At 39.3% G+C, this 19,440-nt stretch carries 16 protein-coding genes and 1 pseudogene; 6 read left to right on the top strand and 11 right to left on the bottom strand.

The genetic code is table 11. The annotated features are described in order from the left end of the window. Positions 1 to 281 precede the first annotated feature (281 nt). The 6 genes from aroB to pilM form a co-directional block, all read right to left on the bottom strand. The gene (gene aroB, locus DD649_RS18285) at positions 282 to 1,370 is read right to left on the bottom strand and encodes a 3-dehydroquinate synthase (RefSeq protein ID WP_294110312.1); all 1,089 of its coding nucleotides are present in this window, start codon (positions 1,368 to 1,370) and stop codon (positions 282 to 284) included. Between the two features lie 49 nt (positions 1,371 to 1,419). Beyond that, on the bottom strand, positions 1,420 to 1,941 hold the full coding sequence (gene aroK / locus DD649_RS18280) for a shikimate kinase AroK (RefSeq protein WP_068438981.1): 522 nt from the start codon (positions 1,939 to 1,941) through the stop codon (positions 1,420 to 1,422). Between the two features lie 505 nt (positions 1,942 to 2,446). Next, positions 2,447 to 3,496 (bottom strand): transporter, encoded by a 1,050-nt coding sequence (locus tag DD649_RS18275; protein ID WP_294110307.1) that lies wholly within the window; start codon positions 3,494 to 3,496, stop codon positions 2,447 to 2,449. Between the two features lie 2 nt (positions 3,497 to 3,498). After that, positions 3,499 to 4,089 carry a hypothetical protein gene (locus DD649_RS18270; RefSeq protein WP_294110305.1) on the bottom strand — a complete coding sequence of 197 codons (591 nt, stop codon included), beginning with the start codon at positions 4,087 to 4,089 and terminating at the stop codon, positions 3,499 to 3,501. Continuing rightward, complete coding sequence (locus DD649_RS18265; RefSeq protein WP_294110303.1) at positions 4,082 to 4,621, bottom strand: PilN domain-containing protein; 540 nt, start codon at positions 4,619 to 4,621, stop codon at positions 4,082 to 4,084. Before DD649_RS18265 ends, DD649_RS18270 begins: the two co-directional genes overlap by 8 nt. A 1-nt stretch (position 4,622) precedes the next feature. Continuing rightward, a complete protein-coding gene (pilM, locus tag DD649_RS18260; RefSeq protein ID WP_294110301.1) occupies positions 4,623 to 5,450 on the bottom strand; it encodes a pilus assembly protein PilM in 828 nt (275 codons plus the stop codon). Positions 5,451 to 5,566: 116 nt separating this feature from the next. Here pilM and mrcA point away from each other — a divergent pair, with 116 nt between their 5' ends. Then, positions 5,567 to 8,098 (top strand): peptidoglycan glycosyltransferase/peptidoglycan DD-transpeptidase MrcA, encoded by a 2,532-nt coding sequence (mrcA, locus tag DD649_RS18255; protein ID WP_294110299.1) that lies wholly within the window; start codon positions 5,567 to 5,569, stop codon positions 8,096 to 8,098. A gap of 76 nt (positions 8,099 to 8,174) precedes the next feature. Here mrcA and nudE read toward each other — a convergent pair whose 3' ends face one another. Further along, positions 8,175 to 8,726, bottom strand: a complete 552-nt coding sequence (gene nudE / locus DD649_RS18250) for an ADP compounds hydrolase NudE (protein WP_294110297.1) — start codon at positions 8,724 to 8,726, stop codon at positions 8,175 to 8,177. Between the two features lie 304 nt (positions 8,727 to 9,030). On the opposite strand from nudE, the gene DD649_RS18245 reads away from it, so the two are divergent. The 4 genes from DD649_RS18245 (at position 9,031) to pckA (ending at position 14,347) form a co-directional block, all read left to right on the top strand. Continuing rightward, positions 9,031 to 11,124 (top strand): IgaA/UmoB family intracellular growth attenuator, encoded by a 2,094-nt coding sequence (locus tag DD649_RS18245; protein WP_294110295.1) that lies wholly within the window; start codon positions 9,031 to 9,033, stop codon positions 11,122 to 11,124. Positions 11,125 to 11,179: 55 nt separating this feature from the next. Next, positions 11,180 to 11,590, top strand: coding sequence for a ribosome-associated heat shock protein Hsp15 (gene hslR, locus DD649_RS18240; protein ID WP_294110293.1), 411 nt, complete (start codon positions 11,180 to 11,182; stop codon positions 11,588 to 11,590). 61 nt (positions 11,591 to 11,651) lie between these two features. Next, entirely contained in the window at positions 11,652 to 12,524 is an 873-nt protein-coding gene (gene hslO / locus DD649_RS18235) for an Hsp33 family molecular chaperone HslO (protein ID WP_336431026.1), read from the top strand. Positions 12,525 to 12,727: 203 nt separating this feature from the next. Then, entirely contained in the window at positions 12,728 to 14,347 is a 1,620-nt protein-coding gene (gene pckA, locus DD649_RS18230) for a phosphoenolpyruvate carboxykinase (ATP) (protein WP_294110289.1), read from the top strand. Between the two features lie 70 nt (positions 14,348 to 14,417). Here pckA and DD649_RS20165 read toward each other — a convergent pair. The 3 genes and pseudogenes from DD649_RS20165 to DD649_RS18220 form a co-directional block, all read right to left on the bottom strand. Continuing rightward, a pseudogene (locus DD649_RS20165) lies at positions 14,418 to 14,510 on the bottom strand (N-acetyltransferase); the annotation flags it as partial. A gap of 64 nt (positions 14,511 to 14,574) precedes the next feature. Next, on the bottom strand, positions 14,575 to 15,273 hold the full coding sequence (locus tag DD649_RS18225; RefSeq protein ID WP_294110287.1) for a pirin family protein: 699 nt from the start codon (positions 15,271 to 15,273) through the stop codon (positions 14,575 to 14,577). Positions 15,274 to 15,695: 422 nt separating this feature from the next. Beyond that, positions 15,696 to 16,895 (bottom strand): NAD(P)/FAD-dependent oxidoreductase, encoded by a 1,200-nt coding sequence (locus DD649_RS18220; protein ID WP_294110285.1) that lies wholly within the window; start codon positions 16,893 to 16,895, stop codon positions 15,696 to 15,698. Positions 16,896 to 17,273: 378 nt separating this feature from the next. Here DD649_RS18220 and pitA point away from each other — a divergent pair, with 378 nt between their 5' ends. After that, a complete protein-coding gene (pitA, locus tag DD649_RS18215) occupies positions 17,274 to 18,764 on the top strand; it encodes an inorganic phosphate transporter PitA (RefSeq protein ID WP_294110363.1) in 1,491 nt (496 codons plus the stop codon). A 195-nt stretch (positions 18,765 to 18,959) separates the two neighbouring features. Here pitA and uspB read toward each other — a convergent pair whose 3' ends face one another. After that, positions 18,960 to 19,295, bottom strand: coding sequence for a universal stress protein UspB (gene uspB / locus DD649_RS18210; RefSeq protein WP_294110283.1), 336 nt, complete (start codon positions 19,293 to 19,295; stop codon positions 18,960 to 18,962). Positions 19,296 to 19,440: the final 145 nt, after the last annotated feature.

The following is a 19,440-nucleotide window of genomic DNA, read 5'->3' as shown; positions in this document are numbered from 1 at the left end:
AAGTTCGCCTGTCGTAGAGATAAAATGTTTTTTATCATTACAACCTGTTAACGATTAAGCAGTGTATTTCTGCTTACTTTCAAAGTAATAGATTCTTTCGCAATATCATTGCTACTTCAATGAGATTACATCTATATATTTAAGAGTATCGTTTATAGGCGCTAGGCATACCGTATAATTTAACGACTTTAGCATACATCTACCAGTAACATTTTAAAACGCCTGTAAATATTCAAGGTTTTATTTGTTCTGAATGGAATACTATCTATTTTAGCGTTTTTTTAAGGCATGCAGGAAGATATCGCTGTGATAACAGTTTGAGCATCAATATCTGAACGCATCTCTGAATGGCCGATAGTAGTTGGTAAGATTAAATGAAGTTTTCCACCCATGACTTTTTTATCTCTCATCATATGAGGTAAGTAGTCATCAGGCTTCATTTGGGAAGGACCTGTTACAGGAAGTTGAGCTCGTTCTAAAAGCGTAATGACTCTTTGTGTTTGTTCCGAGGGAAAGTTACCGATAAGTTCAGCAGTTTTGGCTGCCATTACCATCCCTGCGGCTACGGCTTCACCGTGTAACCACACGCCATATCCCATGTGAGCTTCAATTGCATGTCCAAAGGTATGACCAAGGTTGAGTAAGGCTCTTAATCCGTTAGTTTCTTTTTCATCGGCAGCGACAACTTGAGCTTTAAGCTCACAGCAGCGGCGAATGCAGTAAGCCATGGCTTTGTCATCTAGCACCATAAGTGCATCGATATTGTCTTCTAGCCAGTTAAAAAAATCGCCATCAAGAATGATGCCATATTTGATAACTTCGGCGAGCCCGGAAGATAATTCTCTTTTAGGTAACGTTTTTAAACAATCCAAGTCAATAATAACCGATGCAGGTTGATAAAATGCACCAATCATATTTTTGCCTAGGGGATGATTAACGGCGGTTTTACCACCAACAGAAGAGTCTACTTGGGATAATAAAGTGGTTGGAACTTGAATAAAGCGCACACCGCGTTGATAACTCGCCGCTGCAAAGCCCGTCAAGTCCCCGATAACCCCCCCACCAAGAGCGATGAGGGTAGTGTCACGGTTGTGGTGGTTTTCAAGTAATGCGGTAAAAACATCATTCATAATAAATAAAGATTTGTACTGTTCACCATCTGGTAGTACAACGGATTCTACCTTAACGCCTGAAGATTTAAGTACTTGTTTTATTTTATCTAAATAGATAGGTGCAAGTGTTTCGTTAGTCACTATCATTGCTCGCTGATCCGCAGTTAACGGCCAAAATGCATCTGTTTGGTTGTACAAACCAGGTGCAATGGTGATTGGATAACTGCGTTCATCCAGAGTAACAGTGACTTTTTCCATCTTGCTTTTACCTTGAATTAATTACTTATGAAATGAACATAATGGTTAGTTAGTTTTTTTCTAACAGTTCAATGATTTGGCTCGCGACAACTTTTGCACTTTGTTCATCAGTATGAATTGTTATATCAGCAATTTCTTCATACATCGGATTGCGTTCAGATGCGAGTTTCTCAAGTACTTCACGTGCAGGCTCATCCACTTGTAAAAGAGGGCGTTTCTTATCACGTTGTGTTCTCGAAAGTTGCTTTTCAATGTTGGTTTCAAGGTAGACAACGACACCACGAGCAGATAAGCGATTGCGAGTTTCTTTTGATTTAACAGAACCACCGCCTGTCGCTAATACAATGCCCTGTTTTTCAGTGAGCTCGTTGATGATCTTTTCTTCGCGATCGCGAAAGCCTTCCTCACCTTCTAGGTCGAATACCCAACCTACATCTGCGCCAGTACGTTTTTCTATCTCATGATCAGAATCGAAAAACTCCATATTAAGCTGTTGAGCCAACTGACGACCAATAGTGCTTTTGCCAGCACCCATCGGTCCAACCAGAAAGATATTGCGTTTCTCTGCCATGTTTTTTGGTATTACTACGATTATTCGTTAATGATCACCCGCCCCGCCAATTGGATCAGCGGCGGGACCTAAACTGAAACCTCATAAGTGATGATGTGAGATCAGATAAGAAAATTATCTCAATACATCCACCTAAATTGCAACTACATAAAGAGGCACTAAGTGAACAAAGAGCCTCAATTTTAGTTACTAGTTTCTATATTCGAACCGTCTACTTTGCCTAACACTTTGTTTAATATAAATTTTAACAGGTTTTTCATCGCATTCAGTACGTGATATTACTGTTAATTCTAGATCAAATTTATTGTGGCTGTTTTATAAGCGGCTGATAGTTTGTTCTTTAATCTACCGATAGTTAGAACACTCAATGGATAACCTTGTATGCTAAAACGGCGTCAGCGTCAAATTTATCCGGTATGTTTATGTCATAAAAAATAATATTTTCTTCAATATTTTGCTTTTTATTCGTTCAACCAATTGAAATCTAGTGTTTAATTTTTCATTTCTAAATATTGACTAGTTTTGGGGTAATAAAAACAACTAAAACTCTTCTATCAATGTGCTCCGCACTATTTGCAAATAAAGCGCCTAAAAATGGAATCCGAGAAATAAAGGGTAAGCCTGTTTCTGTTTTTTCTTGTTTTTGTTGGAAAATTCCCCCAAGTATTAGGGTTTCATTATTTTTAATTGTTACCGAGGTCGAAATTTCTTGTTTGTTTATTGCTAAATGATGATTTTGGCTGGTGGTTAATGCGGTATCTGGTGAGTTATGGCTGATTTTGAGTATCAATTCGACTTTTTCATCTCGAAAAATAGTGGGCGTTACATCCATACCTAGCACTGCATCTTTGAATTGAACATGTGTTTTTTTATCGCTACTAATAACATATGGAATTTCAGTTCCTTGCTGGATATTAGCGGGCTGTTTGTGAGAGGCCATCAAGCGAGGGCTGGCAATAATAGAGAGTAAATTTTCTTTTTCTAATGCATTGAGCTTCAGTTCAAGCAGCCCATCTCCCAGTTTCAATAAGTTGAATGAAAATTGTCCAGGCGCTACATTATAGCGATTAAATCGGCTGTGATGACTATTGGTTGAGTTACCTGCTAGCATTCCCCACTCTAAGCCTAATTCTTGTAGTGCGGTTCTACTGCTGCTAATAATATGAGCTGTAATTTGCACTTGATGTTTAGGCACATCTTTTTGTTTAAGCCACTCCTCGATAATCATCATTCGTGTTTTATTATCTTTTATAATCAAGCTATTGGTCGTTATATCATGACTGACGATAGCATCATTTGATAATAAAGATATCTCAGGTTGAATAAGTTGTTGATAAACTTCTTGTACATCTATCGAGACGAGTTTGAATATTTTCTCTACGATGATGATATCCGGTTTATTTGCTGTTTTAAGGGGTAACGCTAAAACGGGTATTTCATCCATTTCTGAATCTATTTCTAACACTGGAACAAACGGATCTCGCATTTCTTGCGCATTCGCCAAAAAAATAAATAAAAAACAAAATATAACGGTATGAATTGTTTTATTTTTCATGATTACTCTATTTCCTTGATGGATGAATCTTCCTTGATGTGTAAATCATCATTGATAAACACGGTATTTTTAGTTGATGAAATTGAAATAGCTGCGGTTAAATGGCCATTCTTATCTTTTAGATTTATTTCAAAAAACAACCAAGCGTTTGCTGATGGCTCTAAAATCATGGCTTGAATAAAATGATAGATATGAATAAAAGAGCCTTGAATTTCGAGCTGGAAAGCAAGGCTATCAGTATCTGTGGCTTGTCGAGGTTGCAACTTATTTAGTGTCACCTTTGAATTAGCAATAAGGGACTGTAAGCGAGCGATAAACGTTTGTGGTTTTATTTCAAATTCAGAGAGTTGTCTTAATTCACTAATCTGTTGTTCTAGTTGAGAAGAGGTTGCTGATTGGTCAATAAATTGCATCTCTTGCTGGGTATTCGTAACAAGTTCAGTATTATCCTGCCGAAGTGAGATAATTTGTTTTTCCTTATCACTCCAATATTGAAAATAATATCCTGTAAGAGATAGGACAATAAGTAGGCTCACTGGCAATATTTGCTGCCAGAAAGGACGGTACCAAAAAACATGAGAAGTTTTATTCATAGGCTTCTCTTCGATGTGTTGCACTGAGATGTAAATAATTTAAATTTTTTACCCGAATAAGCTTTTTGAGTTGAATATTATTGAGTAAGTGGCTGCGTTCTAGTTGATCTGGAAATCGACTAATATCTTGGAAATGATAACTTTTGGCTGTTATTTCAAGATGATTGTTGAGTAATTTGACTGAATTTAACCAGCTTTTTGGCGGTGTCATTAAGGGTAATGTTTGGAGTAGAGCAAGTAGGTCATGGTTACTTTGACTGTATTTATTTAGCCTATTTTTTTGTGTGGTGAGCTTATCTATCTGTTTTTGCTTGCCTAATAGTTGTGATTTTAGCTGTTGAATTTGTTGTAATTGTGCTTGTTGATGAAATTGTATCGTTTTTAAGTGTGTGACAACTGTATTTTGGTGGTGAGTTAAATAACAACATAAAATCAGCGCTAATAGACTGAATATGATTGTAATTATGATTAAATTACGTTTCTTATTTTTAATGTTTTCATGTCGCCATGGTAGAAAATTAACCTGATACATATTAGATATCTCCATGGCGTAAGGCTAAACCTGCGGCGATAACAAAGTCACCGAGTAAGTGGGGGAGTTTAATAGGATATTGATGAAAAGCTTGCCGTAAATCCCATTGATTTTGCGCATCTGATTGAGGGTGATCGCTAATGTAATAAATGGGAAGCGTGGGTATGCTTTCTTCGTTACCAAGTAAAGGAATTAACTGAGATAGGGTAGTAATTTCGTTATCTTGGATGTGATTATAATTTGCCGGTTGGCTAAGAGGCCCAGACCATAACCATTCCCCTTGGCGATAATGCACTAGCCAACATTCATTTGGTAGGTTTGCATATTTTGCGACATACCGTAAAGCAATAGGGGCAACATCTATGGCACTTAGGTTGAAGCCGCTTTCTGCTAATAGCTGCTGCCAAAAAGTTACGTCAGACTTACGGGCACCATTGAGATATACATTAGATTCAATGACGCGATAATCTAAAATGAGTTCTTCTGCATGCATGGGAAACAGTTTTTCTGCTCGTGTTTGTAAATACCATTCTAGTTCGGGTTGTTGTAAATTCATTTGAGTGGAAAGCGAGAATTGTTGTTTTAATGTACGTAAAGACGGTAATGCTATAGAAACTGTGCAGTTTTTCGGTAATTTCTGACGCCATTTTTTTAATATTTCGAGTAAAATAATATGTTGTTCGTGTTCAGGTTTTTCATCTAAATTAGTCGAGATATGATGCTGCCAGCATTCACACAGAGACCAGTGTTTGCGGCGTTGCTTTGCAGCAACTAGCTGAATTTTATTTCGATATAGGTCGATCCCAATGCGCCATTTTGGTGTGTACATAGATAATTTCCTTATCATCAACAAATAAATTACATTTTCTATTGCGTTGTATAAGCTTTATACTGTAAATCAGCAGTATCTAAACCCTCCTGTCAGTCGAGCATGGGAATTCTCTGGTGAAGTTCGTAAAATATTTTTTTATTTTTGTTTTCTGTTGCATTTTTTTGGGAAGCGCTTCGATTTATGGCATGTATAAATATGTCGAAGGTGAGCTACCTGATGTTGCAACAATGAAAGACATCCGCTTGCAAATTCCAATGCAAGTATTCAGTGCTGATAATGAACTGATTGCACAATATGGTGAAAAACGCCGTATTCCTTTGCCGCTGAGTGAAATTCCACCACTCATGGTGAAAGCCTTCATAGCAACAGAAGATAGCCGTTTCTATGAGCATCATGGTATTGATCCTATTGGTATTTTTCGCGCAGTAACTGTGATGGCATCATCCGGGCATGCTTCTCAAGGTGCGAGCACCATTACGCAACAGTTAGCGAGAAATTTCTATTTAAGCCCTGAAAAAACGTTAATGCGTAAGGCCAAAGAGGCTTTTCTTGCAATCCGTATCGAACAATTGTTTACCAAAGATGAAATCATGGAGCTTTACTTAAATAAAATCTATTTAGGTAATCGCGCTTATGGTGTTGGTGCAGCTGCTTATGTTTACTTTGGAAAAACAGCCGATGAGTTAACGCTCAGTGAAATGGCAATGATCGCCGGACTACCAAAGGCACCTTCAACATTTAACCCACTTTACTCTTATGAACGTGCTGTTAATCGACGTAATGTTGTACTGTTACGGATGTTAGAAGAGAAATATATTTCTCAAGATCAGTATGAAAAAGCGAGAAGTGAGAAAATTGAGGCATCTTATCATGCCCCAAAGGTTGATTTTTCAGCACCTTACTTGGCCGAAATGGCTCGTCAAACACTGTATGACCAATATGGTGAAGATGCGTATACCGATGGGTATAAAGTCTATACCACGGTTATTCGTAAAGATCAGCTAGCAGCAACCGACGCGGTACGTGCCAATTTAATCGATTACGATATTCGACATGGTTATCGTGGTCCTAGCGAAGTGTTGTGGAAACCAACAGAAGCGGCGTGGCCAACAGATAAAATTGTAGAAACACTTAAAAAATCGCCAGTTTATGGTCCTTTATTGCCTGCGGCGGTGCTATCGGCAACAGAAGGAACTGCAAATGTATTACTGGCTGATGGCTCTGAAATTCAGCTGACAATGCCTGGCGTTCGTTGGGCGCGTAAATTTATTTCAGATACGCAGCAAGGTGCAACTCCTCGAAGTGTTAATTCAGTAGTACAAGCGGGTGAAAAAATTTGGGTACGCCAAGTTAAAGATACTTGGTGGCTAGGGCAGGTTCCTGATGTCAATGGGGCTTTTGTCGCGTTAAATCCCAATAATGGTGCGATTATTGCTCTAGTGGGTGGTTTTGATTTCAATATGAGCGAATTTAACCGAGTGACACAATCACTGCGTCAGGTCGGCTCGAATATCAAACCGTTCCTATACACCGCTGCAATGGATAAAGGCCTTACGCTGTCGTCATTGCTCAATGACGTACCGATCAGCCGCTGGGATGCGGGAGCAGGCTCAGATTGGCGTCCTAAAAACTCGCCTCCACGATACGATGGTCCAATTCGTTTAAGACAAGGTTTAGGTCAATCTAAAAACGTCGTCATGGTACGTGCTATGAGGGCTATGGGTGTCGATTATGCTGCCGATTACTTAACCCGTTTTGGATTCCCTGCTGAAAATATTAACCGTACCGAGGCATTGGCATTAGGTGCTCCATCATTTACCCCAATGCAAATGGTGCGTGGTTATGCCGTTATGGTGAACGGCGGATACCTTGTTGATCCGTTTTATATTTTAAAAATTGAAAATCATAATGATGAAGTGATTTTTGAAGCAAAACCTAAGATTGCTTGCCCTGATTGTACGAATATTCCTGTAATTTATGGTGATACTGAGCGCAGTATTACGTTAAAAGGTGTTGATGATGAATCAACAGAGGAAGTGACACAATCAGGCAGTGGTGTTGCTGCGCAGGAACCGACAATGGAACTTACTACAGCGGCAGAGCAAGGTGTTAGTTCTCAAGATATATATGCGCCCCATGTGATAGGTACACCACTCGCATTTTTGATTAGAGACGCGATGGTGACTAATATCTACGGTGAGCCGGGCTGGTCGGGTACAGGTTGGCGAGCTGCAAGGGATCTTGGTGGTCGACGAGATATTGGCGGTAAAACGGGAACAACTAATAGCTCGAAAGATGCTTGGTTCTCCGGTTATGGCCCTGATGTTGTCGCTTCTGCTTGGATAGGTTTCGATGATAATAAGCGAACATTAGGCCGAACAGCTGCAAGTGGTGGTGAAGCGGGTGCTAAGAGTGCTCAACCTATGTGGGATGATTTCATGAAATCTATCTTAGAGGGTGTTCCCGTTAAAATCATGCAACCACCAAAAGGGGTTATTTCAGTGTCTATTGATAATAGGACCGGTAAATTAGGTTCTTCTCGTAAAGAGTATTTCATTGAAGGGACTGAACCAAAAGAACATGCAGTACAAGAGGTAGGAACAACCATTTCAACGGAAGGTGGGGCAAGCCAAGAGCTGTTTTAAACCTGACACTGCATAGATTTAAATTTACACCCCATTGTTGTATTTAAAGGCATGGGGTGTTTTTTATCAGGCTGTGTTATTTGATATTATTTAAATAACGCTCAACATAGAATAGAGCGCTAATATTTCTGGCTTCATTAAAGTCAGGGTGATCGAGTAATTCCATCATGCGTGCAATTGGCCATTTAACTTGTTGTAGCGGCTCGGGCTCATCGCCTTCGAGTTTTTCTACGTAGAGGTTCTGGGCAATTAAAATATTCATTTTGCTTGAAAAATAAGACGGTGACATGGTGAGGTTAGCCAGTTGAATGATGTTATGTGCACCATAACCGATTTCTTCCTTGAGTTCTCTTTGTGCCGCTTCAAGTGCGACTTCACCTGGGTCTATTGCACCTTTAGGGAAACCTAATTCATAGCTTTCAATACCGACTGCGTATTCACGGATCAGGATTAAATGCTCATCGATAATTGGCACAATCAGAACTGCCTCACGTTTAGCTGGGCGCATTCTTTCGTAGACACGTTTCTCACCATTGCTAAATTCGAGGTCAACTGATTGGATGCTAAATAATTTTGATTTAGCAATATCTTGAACATTTAAGATTTTTGGTTTTTTAAACTCTGTCATAATGATTTCCGAGCAGGATGAGTGAATATCTCTGCGTAAAAGCCAATTTAATTTATAAAGGCGATACTTTTACATCGCTATCAACTATGACCTAAATCAAAAAAAAATGATAGAGATTATCGGGTGGATGAAATGCTGCTAGTATATCTCTCGCCGAAGAACAGCACAGATTGATAAATAATAATATTTATTTACAACATATTGTAAATTAACATAAAAAATAGAAATAGAATAGGAATTGACTTATATAGAGATTGCATAGTGATTGCTATGCTTTTCCAGCTAATATTTGATTGGGGTAAACATGCTTAACCACGTCATTATAACGGCTATAATTATTATTAGCCTAACTATAATGGCTTCCTTCCTGTATTTCAGGCGGGGGCGGCATTCTGGCGTCTATCAGATACCTTCCTTGGCTACACCTTCTTTTCGAAAAATGATAGATGCAGACTACCAAACTATCACTCAATATTTAAATCATTGCGCTTCTACATCTCAACATACACCTCAAACGGTGTGGCAAATTAAAAAAAACGCCACGATTGTCACGCTATGTAATTCGGTCACGCGCTTTAATTTGCGCCAAGAGCAAGGGAGCCCTTGGCGTTATTTTATTGATACGATTGAAGTGCAGCTTCCTTCTCAACTCGAACCTTTCTTACAACGACAAAATGTGATGGAGATTGTTGAGACTGACCATCTACCACTCATTGTATCTATGAATAGTCATTCATTAAAAGATTTTAGTAATGAATGGTTGGTTGAGCCTGTTACTGAACCCGCAGCACCGGAAGCAGCAATTCAGGAACGTGAACAGCACAGCATTGAGTTATTACGTGTACGCAAAGAAACGCCAGAAGAGCATCGATTACATCATTCTTCTGGTTGGCTAGGTGCAATAGTCATTTGTTTAAGCTTTATTTTGGGTTATTTGACGTTAATTGTGATTCCTCTTTTACAAGGGGTCGGGCTAGTTACTTCAGTTATTTGCTTCGTAATTGGTTTGTTTATTTTATTTCGTTCTAAAATGTTTCCGAGTCAATATGAGGATGTTAAGTGTGTTTATGGGCAACCGAAGCGTTGGGAACTTTTTGGTGAGTTAGATAAAAAATATACTTCAACAGTGTCTATTAGTGGCGTTGATCTTCATTACCCCACGCACTGGGCACCTTATGTAAAACATGAATTTAATCGTGCAACTAATATTGATTTTTATGTGTCTGGCGATGTACTCAAGCATGGGCAATACCTTTCTCTTCATGAAGAGGAGCGCTCTTACCCTTATAAACGATTTAAAAAAAATATTCTCATACTCGTCGGCGCATTATTTGTTTTAGCATTAGTATTTTCTTATCAATCAATTAGTTTACCTGTGAAATTGGGTTTTGCTTGGCTTGAAGGGTCACAAAAAGTCACCGTCACAAATTCAACGGAATTGGAAACGCGTAAACTAAAAGTCGGTGATACTTTGATCGCTAAGGGGATGGGAATGTGCTATCGCCCGCCTAACCTTAATGATGCTAATCAGGCTTTATTTGTCCCTTTTGACTGTTCAGGGGTGTATTGGAATAATGTTAGTCTGGTTAATGAACCTGAATCAGAGATTGTAGACCGTGCTATTGAATTGCTTCATGTGGTAAATAGTCAACTTCATCCAGATAAAGATGCTGGTGGTGTAAACCCAAGATTGCAACGAGATATTATGAAATCTGGTATGAATATTATTTTTGATTTTTCTGAAATAATATTAAAAACCAATGCATTATGTAAAGAGGATACCGCTTGTTCCAAGCTACAGAATGCATTGACGAACCTAGGTAGTACCGATGATTGGCCGACTCTTGTGAATAAGGCATCAACTGGAAAGTTGAGTGGTGCGCATGTTTTATTGCGGGGAGGAAGCGCTGAGACCTTGGAAAACTTAGTTGAAGCCACCACATATGAATTTATCAAGAAAGAAATAGATAAAGAAGTACGTAAATTAAATAGTCCACCTCCAGGTGGTGTGCTACTTATTAGTGACGAAAATAAATCATTAGTAGATTTGATAGCGGGTAATTCACTTAATGACCTGACGCAATTACAGCGTTGGCAAGAGCTTCAACGGTTATCGAGTATTCTGATTAATACGCCGTTTGATGTCGAAGGGATTATTACTCATTTATCGGTTGACGCTAATGGTACATTACATATTGTTTTGCATGAAGAACCCGATTCTGCGGTGCTATCTCAATATGTAAGTAGCTCTCTTTTTGTTCTATTTCTGATGGTTTGCGTGCTAATAAATGGCTCGCTGATCGTTATTCGTGTTTTGAATAACAAAAGGCGTTTACGTAAGATTGTTCAATATTACGATAAATGCTTCGAGGCAGACAATCCTTCCAATCGCAGATAGTCTAATACCCCTACGGTGGTCGCCTCATTACAAACTTATTATTGAGGAAGACATCATGAAACAACCCTCGACTGAACAGATTCGCCTTGATAAATGGCTATGGGCTGCTCGTTTTTATAAAACGCGCTCAATGGCTCGTGAAATGATAGATGGCGGAAAAGTGCATTATAATGGGCAAAGAACTAAACCTGGAAAGATAGTTGAGTTGAATGCCACCGTTAGACTGCGACAAGGTAATGATGAGCGTACGATTGAAATCCTTGAAATCAGTGGTCAACGTAGGGGAGCGCCGGAAGCGCAGCGACTTTATCGTGAAACGGAAATTAGTCTTGAACAACGGGAAAAAGTGGCTCAAGCGCGTAAAATGAACGCATTGACGATGCCACATCCAGAGCGACGACCTGATAAAAAAGAGCGTCGAACTCTGTTAAAATTTAAACAAACAAATTCTCATGAGTCGTCTTAATTTAGACGTTGAGTCATCGAGGACCGCCTAGTCATAGAGCGCTTAGCAATAGAGAGATATTATGTCTAAACAAGACCAACTCCATCGTTTTTTATTTGAGCAGCACGCTGTTCGTGGCCAAATGATCAGTATTGATGAAACCTTTCATCGTATTTTAGAAAATCATGACTACCCTGAGGCCGTTAAGGGCTTATTGGGTGAACTTCTTGTTGCGACGAGTTTATTAACGGCAACACTGAAATTTGACGGTGATATTACGGTGCAAATTCAAGGTGATGGTCCAGTAAACTTAGTCGTTATTAAGGGTGATAACCTACAGCAAATGCGCGGCGTTGCTCGTGTTGATGGCCCGGTTGTGGCGGGAAGTTCATTAAAACAAATGATCGGTAACGGTCATATGGTGATCACTATCGCACCAAAACAAGGTGAACGTTATCAAGGAATCGTTGCTATTGAAGGCGAGACACTTGAAGAGTGTATTGATGCTTATTTCCTTCAATCAGAGCAGCTACCAACGCGCTTATTTATTCGTGTTGGTGACGTTGACGGAAAAGCAACGGCTGGAGGTATGTTATTGCAAGTATTACCCGCAGCGGATGACACTAGTCGTGATATTTTTGATCATTTGGTGCAATTGACTGCGACAATTAAAGGTCAGGAATTAAGTCAGCTCAATGTTAAAGAGGTTTTACACCGCCTGTATCATGAAGAAGATGTCACATTGTATGACCCACAATCTGTCGAATTTCGTTGTACATGTTCACGGGAACGTTGTGAAAGTACTTTAGCAACTTTATCTAAAGAAGATGTTAACGATATATTGCAAAAAGATGGAAAAATTGATATGGAGTGTGAGTTTTGCGGTTCGCACTATGTATTTACTGAATCCACTATTCAGGGGTTGAATAATGAACTAAATCAGCAACTTCACTGATACGATTTAGCAACTTAATTATGTGATGAGGGTGCAATTCTGCACCTTTTTTTTGTAATTTTAAAGCATTATAACGTGCTCTAAGTCTCATTATGGATTAAAAAATATTATACATTTTCAATTCTTTGATAACTATCGCTGTTAATTAGTCGTAAAGAATTATGATCATCTGCAGAATAGTTATGTTTATCGGGAGCAATAAAATGAGCGTTAAAAGTATTACTCTAAAAGAACTTGAAAAGTACGGGATCCATGATGTAGCAGAAATCGTTTATAACCCAAGTTATGAGCTGTTATTCAAGGAAGAAACTAAGCCAGAACTTGAAGGTTATGAGCGTGGAACAGTAACGACACTCGGTGCGGTTGCTGTTGATACAGGTATTTTTACCGGTCGTTCTCCAAAAGATAAGTATATCGTGCGTGATGATGTCACACGTAATACGGTCTGGTGGGCTGACCAAGGTAAAGGTAAGAATGATAATAAACCGATGACTCAAGCAGTTTGGACTGATTTAAAACAATTAGTTACTAAGCAATTGTCAGGCAAACGTTTATTTATTATTGATGCTTTTTGTGGCGCGAATGCTGATACTCGCTTGAAAGTTCGCTTTATTACTGAAGTCGCTTGGCAGGCACATTTTGTCAAAAACATGTTTATCCGCCCATCAGACGAGGAATTAGTAGGTTTTGAGCCTGATTTCATCGTAATGAACGGAGCAAAATGCACGAATCCTAACTGGAAAGAACAAGGTCTTAATTCAGAAAACTTTGTTGCTTTCAACCTGACAGAGCGTATGCAGCTGATCGGTGGTTCTTGGTACGGTGGCGAAATGAAAAAAGGGATGTTCTCAATAATGAACTACCTTCTACCGCTAAAAGGCATTGCATCCATGCACTGTTCAGCTAACGTTGGCGAAAAAGGCGATGTTGCTATTTTCTTCGGCTTATCTGGCACAGGTAAAACCACACTGTCTACTGATCCAAAACGTAAGTTAATTGGTGATGATGAGCACGGTTGGGATGATGATGGTGTATTCAACTTTGAAGGTGGTTGCTACGCAAAAACAATCAATCTGTCGAAAGAAGCTGAGCCGGATATTTATGGTGCAATTAAACGCGATGCATTACTTGAAAACGTAATGGTGCTAGCGGATGGTTCAGTTGATTTTAATGATGGTTCAAAAACAGAAAATACGCGTGTTTCTTACCCTATCTACCACATTGAAAATATCGTTAAGCCTATCTCTAAAGCAGGTCATGCAACAAAAGTTATCTTCTTAACAGCGGATGCATTTGGTGTATTACCACCGGTTTCTCGTCTAACCGCAGAACAAACACAGTATCACTTCTTGTCTGGTTTTACGGCTAAGTTAGCGGGTACAGAGCGTGGTGTTACTGAACCTACGCCAACGTTCTCTGCTTGTTTCGGCGCTGCATTTTTATCACTGCACCCAACACAATACGCTGAAGTATTAGTTAAACGTATGGAAGCCGCGGGTGCGAAAGCGTACTTAGTGAATACAGGTTGGAATGGTACGGGTAAACGTATTTCAATTAAAGATACACGTGCAATCATTGATGCGATTTTAAGTGGTGATATTGAAAAAGCGGAAATGAAAAAACTGCCTGTGTTTGATCTTGATATCCCAACAGCATTACCGGGAGTGGATACCAATATCCTTGACCCTCGTAATACTTATGCAAATAAATCTGAGTGGGATGAAAAAGCGAAAGATTTAGCAGATCGTTTTGTGAAGAACTTTGATAAATACACTGATACCCCCGCTGGGGCTGCATTAGAGAAAGTAGGTCCTAAGCAGTAAGTTATTAGTTGATATTTTATTTAATGATGAAGGCTCTACGACGTAGAGCCTTTTTTGTCGATAATAAGGGTCACCACAACCTTCTGAGCAGCTTTGAGGGGGTTCCTGCATAAATACCTTTCTGAGTAATTGGTTTGATGACAATGCTTCCTGTGCCAATTATCACGCTTTGGTAAATAAAAGCCCTGCATGGGAAACACACAGGGCGAATAAATTAAAACATGTCTTTAGTCAGCAGAAGGCAAATCAAATAACAAAATTTCGCTGTCTTCATCTGCTTTAATCACTAAGTGATTTTCTTGCCAAATAGCTAAACCATCACTGGTTGTGGCTTTTTGTCCGTTAATTTCAACAGTGCCTTTGACGACTTGTATCCACATGACTCGCTTATCCGCAATATCATGAGATTGTTCTTCATTTGCACTGAGCGCCCAACGCCATAACTGCATGTCTTGATGAACTTTTAATGAGCCTTCCCGAGCATCAGGGGAGAGAACCAGTTGCTTACCATCATGAGAATCAAAACGTTTTTGTTCATAGCGTGGCTGAATATCGGTTTCTTCAGGCACAATCCATATTTGATATAAATGAAGTTCATTTTTATCATCAGGATTATATTCAGAGTGACGAATTCCGGTACCTGCGCTCATAATTTGGAATTCACCCGCTGGAATTTGTTCCATATTACCCATGCTATCTTTATGTTCTACTGCGCCACTAAGCACATAGGTTAATATTTCCATATCTTTATGAGGATGAGTACCAAACCCTTGCCCAGCAGCAATAAAGTCTTCATTAATGACTCTCAGTGCCGAAAATCCCATAAATTGCTCATCATAATAATTAGCAAATGAAAAAGTATGCCAGCTATCAAGCCAACCATGGTTGGCGTGGCCGCGTTCGTTTGCTTTGCGTAAATAGATCATCGTGTCATCTCCTAAAAGCGGCTATCGAGTGTGGATAAACTCGCTCTAAATGTATTGATGATAGTTTAACCAAATAGAATAAAGAGAGAAGTAGCTGGCATTCACTATAGGATCCAAAAAATTTGAATAAGATTGAACTGATAGGAAAATAGATAAAAAAATAGCCAGCGCAAGGCTGGCTAAAGTAAACACTGGAAGCAATGTGAGCAATGTCGTACTTTCAAGAATACGGTGACTAAGTTGACCATATCGAGTAAGTAATGATAATGATAATAGTTATCAGTATCGTTTGTAAAGCATTATTTTTAATCAAAATGATATAAGGTATAATTTAAAATGCAATTATATGATTTATATGAGATTAAAAATTACCCATTATTTTTCAATGGATTAACTTATATTGTGTTCTACGAAATGTGTGGTTATTTGGGGTTGCTCGGTAAGCTTTCTGCGCAAGCCGCTGCTGAACTCCAAGCCCATTGGAAGTTATAACCTCCCAACCAACCCGTTACATCCATGACTTCACCAATAAAATATAATCCCGTAACCTTGAGTGATTCCATTGTTTTAGACGAAATTTCACCGGTATCAACACCTCCCAGAGTAACTTCAGCGGTGCGATAACCTTCAGTACCGTTGGGTTGTACTTGCCAATCATGTAGGGTGTTATGTAATGCGTCTATTTGTGCATGTGTCAGCTGCTTGAGCGGGCAGTCAGGGATTTGTCCACGTTCTTGTAATACTTCTATCAATCGTTTTGGTAATAGTTGAGATAGCGTATTTTTAAGCGATTGATTAGGATGTAGCTGTTTTTCATTTGTTAAGTAGCTGTCAACATCGGTGTCCGGCAGTAAGTTAATACTTACATACTCTCCCGGTTCCCAATAGTTAGATATCTGTAAAATAGCAGGGCCTGATAATCCACGATGGGTAAATAATATATTTTCTTTGAATAATGTCCCGTTGGCGGAGGTGACGGTCGCGGCGACGGAGATCCCCGAAAGCACCTGTAAAGCCTCAAGCAAAGGCTTATGGAGTGTAAAAGGAACTAATGCAGCGCGAGTGGGTTTGATAGTGTGACCAAATTGTTCTGCAAGACGATAGCCAAAAGGGGTAGCCCCTAAAGCAGGCATGGATAAACCGCCAGTAGCAACAATAAGTGAGCGCGCACTTACCTGCGAACCATTAACAGTTACGATAAATTCATCATCTATTTTTTCAACTTGTGTAATTTCGCTGCGCAGTTTGATCGATATGTGAGGAGAGTCGCATTCACTTTTCAACATATCGACGATATCTTGTGCGCTATTGTCGCAAAATAGTTGCCCGAGGGTTTTTTCATGGTAAGGGATTTTATATTTACTGACTAATTCAATAAAATCCCATTGTGTATAGCGAGCAAGTGCTGACTTACAAAAATGTGGATTCGCTGATAAGTAGTTACTGTGCTCGGCATACAGGTTGGTGAAATTACAGCGGCCACCACCAGACATAAGAATTTTTCGGCCAAGTTTTTTTCCGTTATCGAGTACTAACGTGTTTAAACCACGTTTTCCTGCCAATGAAGCGCAAAACAGGCCTGCGGCACCTGCACCTAAAATAATAACGTCTATTTTTTTCACAATAAAAATTCTCTATATATGTCTGATTTTAAGCGTAATTACCATTATGGATTGGTGTATTTTACGTCATATCATAGAGGTTGTATTGTAAAGCTTCGATGAAGAACTAATGAAAAGTGCACAAGACGTATTATAATTAGGGAAATTCGGCAAAAAAGATGAAATAACTTTTATTTTCTGGGATTTTTACCGTAAAAGTTTCAATAAATCAGAATAAGTTTGTTTTATTCAATTGGTTGATATTTATGGAGTAATTGCTATGAGGTACTTTTTTGATGGGTAGTTATATCAAAAAAAGGTTAGATTTTGCTTCCACCGCTAGCGTTTGTCACTGATAATGCGCCGCGTTCATGTCCAACATATAATGGCTTAACGTCTATGCTACATCTTTTTACAGGTTTAGAATTTCATACAGGTCTATTATTAGTTCTGGCACTGCTATTTGTGCTGGTCTATGAGGCTATAAATGGCTTCCATGACACCGCAAATGCGGTAGCGACGGTTATTTATACCCGAGCAATGCGAGCTCAGTTCGCTGTCGTCATGGCAGGGGTTTTTAACTTTTTCGGCGTCTTGCTGGGAGGGTTGAGCGTTGCATACGCGATTGTTCACCTCTTACCGACGGACCTATTGCTTAATGTGAGTTCTGCTCACGGCCTTGCGATGGTTTTTTCATTGCTATTGGCTGCAATTATTTGGAACCTTGGAACCTGGTATTTAGGTATTCCTGCATCAAGTTCTCATACACTGATTGGGGCCATTATTGGGGTTGGTTTAACCAACGCAATAGTCACAGACTCTTCAGTGGTTGATGCGCTGAATATACCGAAAATGATCAGTATTTTCATCTCGTTAATTCTTTCTCCCGCTATCGGCTTTATGGTTGCAGGGTTGATGATATTTATACTACGCCGTTATTGGAGTGGCACTAAAAAACGTCGCCGTATGCACTTAACGCCTGCTGAGCGCGAGAAAAAAGATGGTAAGCGTAAACCGCCATTTTGGACTCGAACCGCATTGATTCTTTCCGCCGTCGGCGTAAGTTTCTCTCATGGTGCGAACGATGGACAAAAAGGCATTGGTCTTATCATGCTTGTGTTAATTGGTGTTGCGCCAGCTGGTTTCGTTGTCAACATGAATTCTAACGGTTATGACATCGCGAGAACGCATGATGCTGTTGTTCATTTACAACAATACTACGAAACACATAAACCCGCGTTAAACCACGCAATAGAAAACGCCCCAACGGCTATCGAAAGTGTCGATGAAATTAGTGGTGAGTTCCATTGTGATAGTACACGTACTGTTGCCATCTTGAATCAAGCTCAAACAATGCTCAACGGCATTCAGAGCTACGATGAGCTCTCTCCTGATCAGCGTAACCATGCACGTCGCTTATTAATGTGTATCTCTGATACAGCAAGCGCAGTCGCTAAATTACCAGAGACCAGTTCTAAAGATGCAAGTTTGTTGAAAAAACTCAGTAATGACCTGCTGTATACTGTCGAGTATGCACCACTTTGGATTATTATTGCGGTGGCTTTAGCACTCTCTATCGGTACTATGTTTGGTTGGCAGCGTGTTGCCGTTACTATCGGTGAAAAAATCGGTAAGAAAGGCATGACCTACGCACAAGGTGTTTCTGCTCAGGTAACCGCAGCGGTTTCCATTGGTGTTGCGAGTTATACTGGTATGCCAGTGTCAACGACACAAGTATTATCTTCTGCGGTTGCAGGTACCATGGTTGTCGATGGTGGTGGTGTACAGACCAAGACAATTAAGAGCATTGCTCTGGCATGGTTATTGACTTTACCAGTATCAATCGTGTTGTCAGGTGGATTATATTGGTTATCACTGCTGTTTATTTAACAGCAATTAACTTGTTTTTCAGCGCAAGCTAAAAACGTCAATGAGTTACATGAACATGATGAAATAGTGATGATCTGAGAAGGTCATCACTATTTTTTTTGGTTAAATATTGAGTCAGTGAAATAGCTCATCATATTATTGATTCAATCAAAAAATGAATAGTTACTCATACGATTTTTTATCCTCAATTAATAGTTATCCGGTAATAAATAAAGACACTAAGCTGACAACAACGAGAATACTCAATCGACTGATTAGCAAAAATTGTTTGCGAATTCGTTCACAACGAAGGATAACTTCAGGCTCATAATGTTCAAGATACTGTTTGTTATTAATATAGCGAACAAGCCTAAGTTGTTTATTTAATTGACCGTGAGTGGTAAAAAAGCCATTACCATCGACAGATAGATAGAGCAGAGGATCGGACTCTCTTAAAATAGATAATAAAGCTCTAATCGAAGAAAAATAGCGCATCATATTGATGATGCAAAGAATACACAAAGCCCAAAACAAGACAATCATACTGAACATAATCCTCTCCTTAGAACTTAGCTTTTCGCAGTTGTAACAAAGGAAAACCAGTAAAAACATTGAACTTATAGGGTACAAATTTATTGTAGGACAAAAATCTGTATAAAAAAAGTGCAATGCTATCAAATTTGTGATTAGTATTTGT

The sequence above is a fragment of the Providencia sp. genome (assembly GCF_003533305.1).
Taxonomy (GTDB): domain Bacteria; phylum Pseudomonadota; class Gammaproteobacteria; order Enterobacterales; family Enterobacteriaceae; genus Providencia.
The sequence above is the reverse complement of the archived record's forward strand: the minus strand, read 5'-3'. Positions and strand labels throughout refer to the sequence as shown.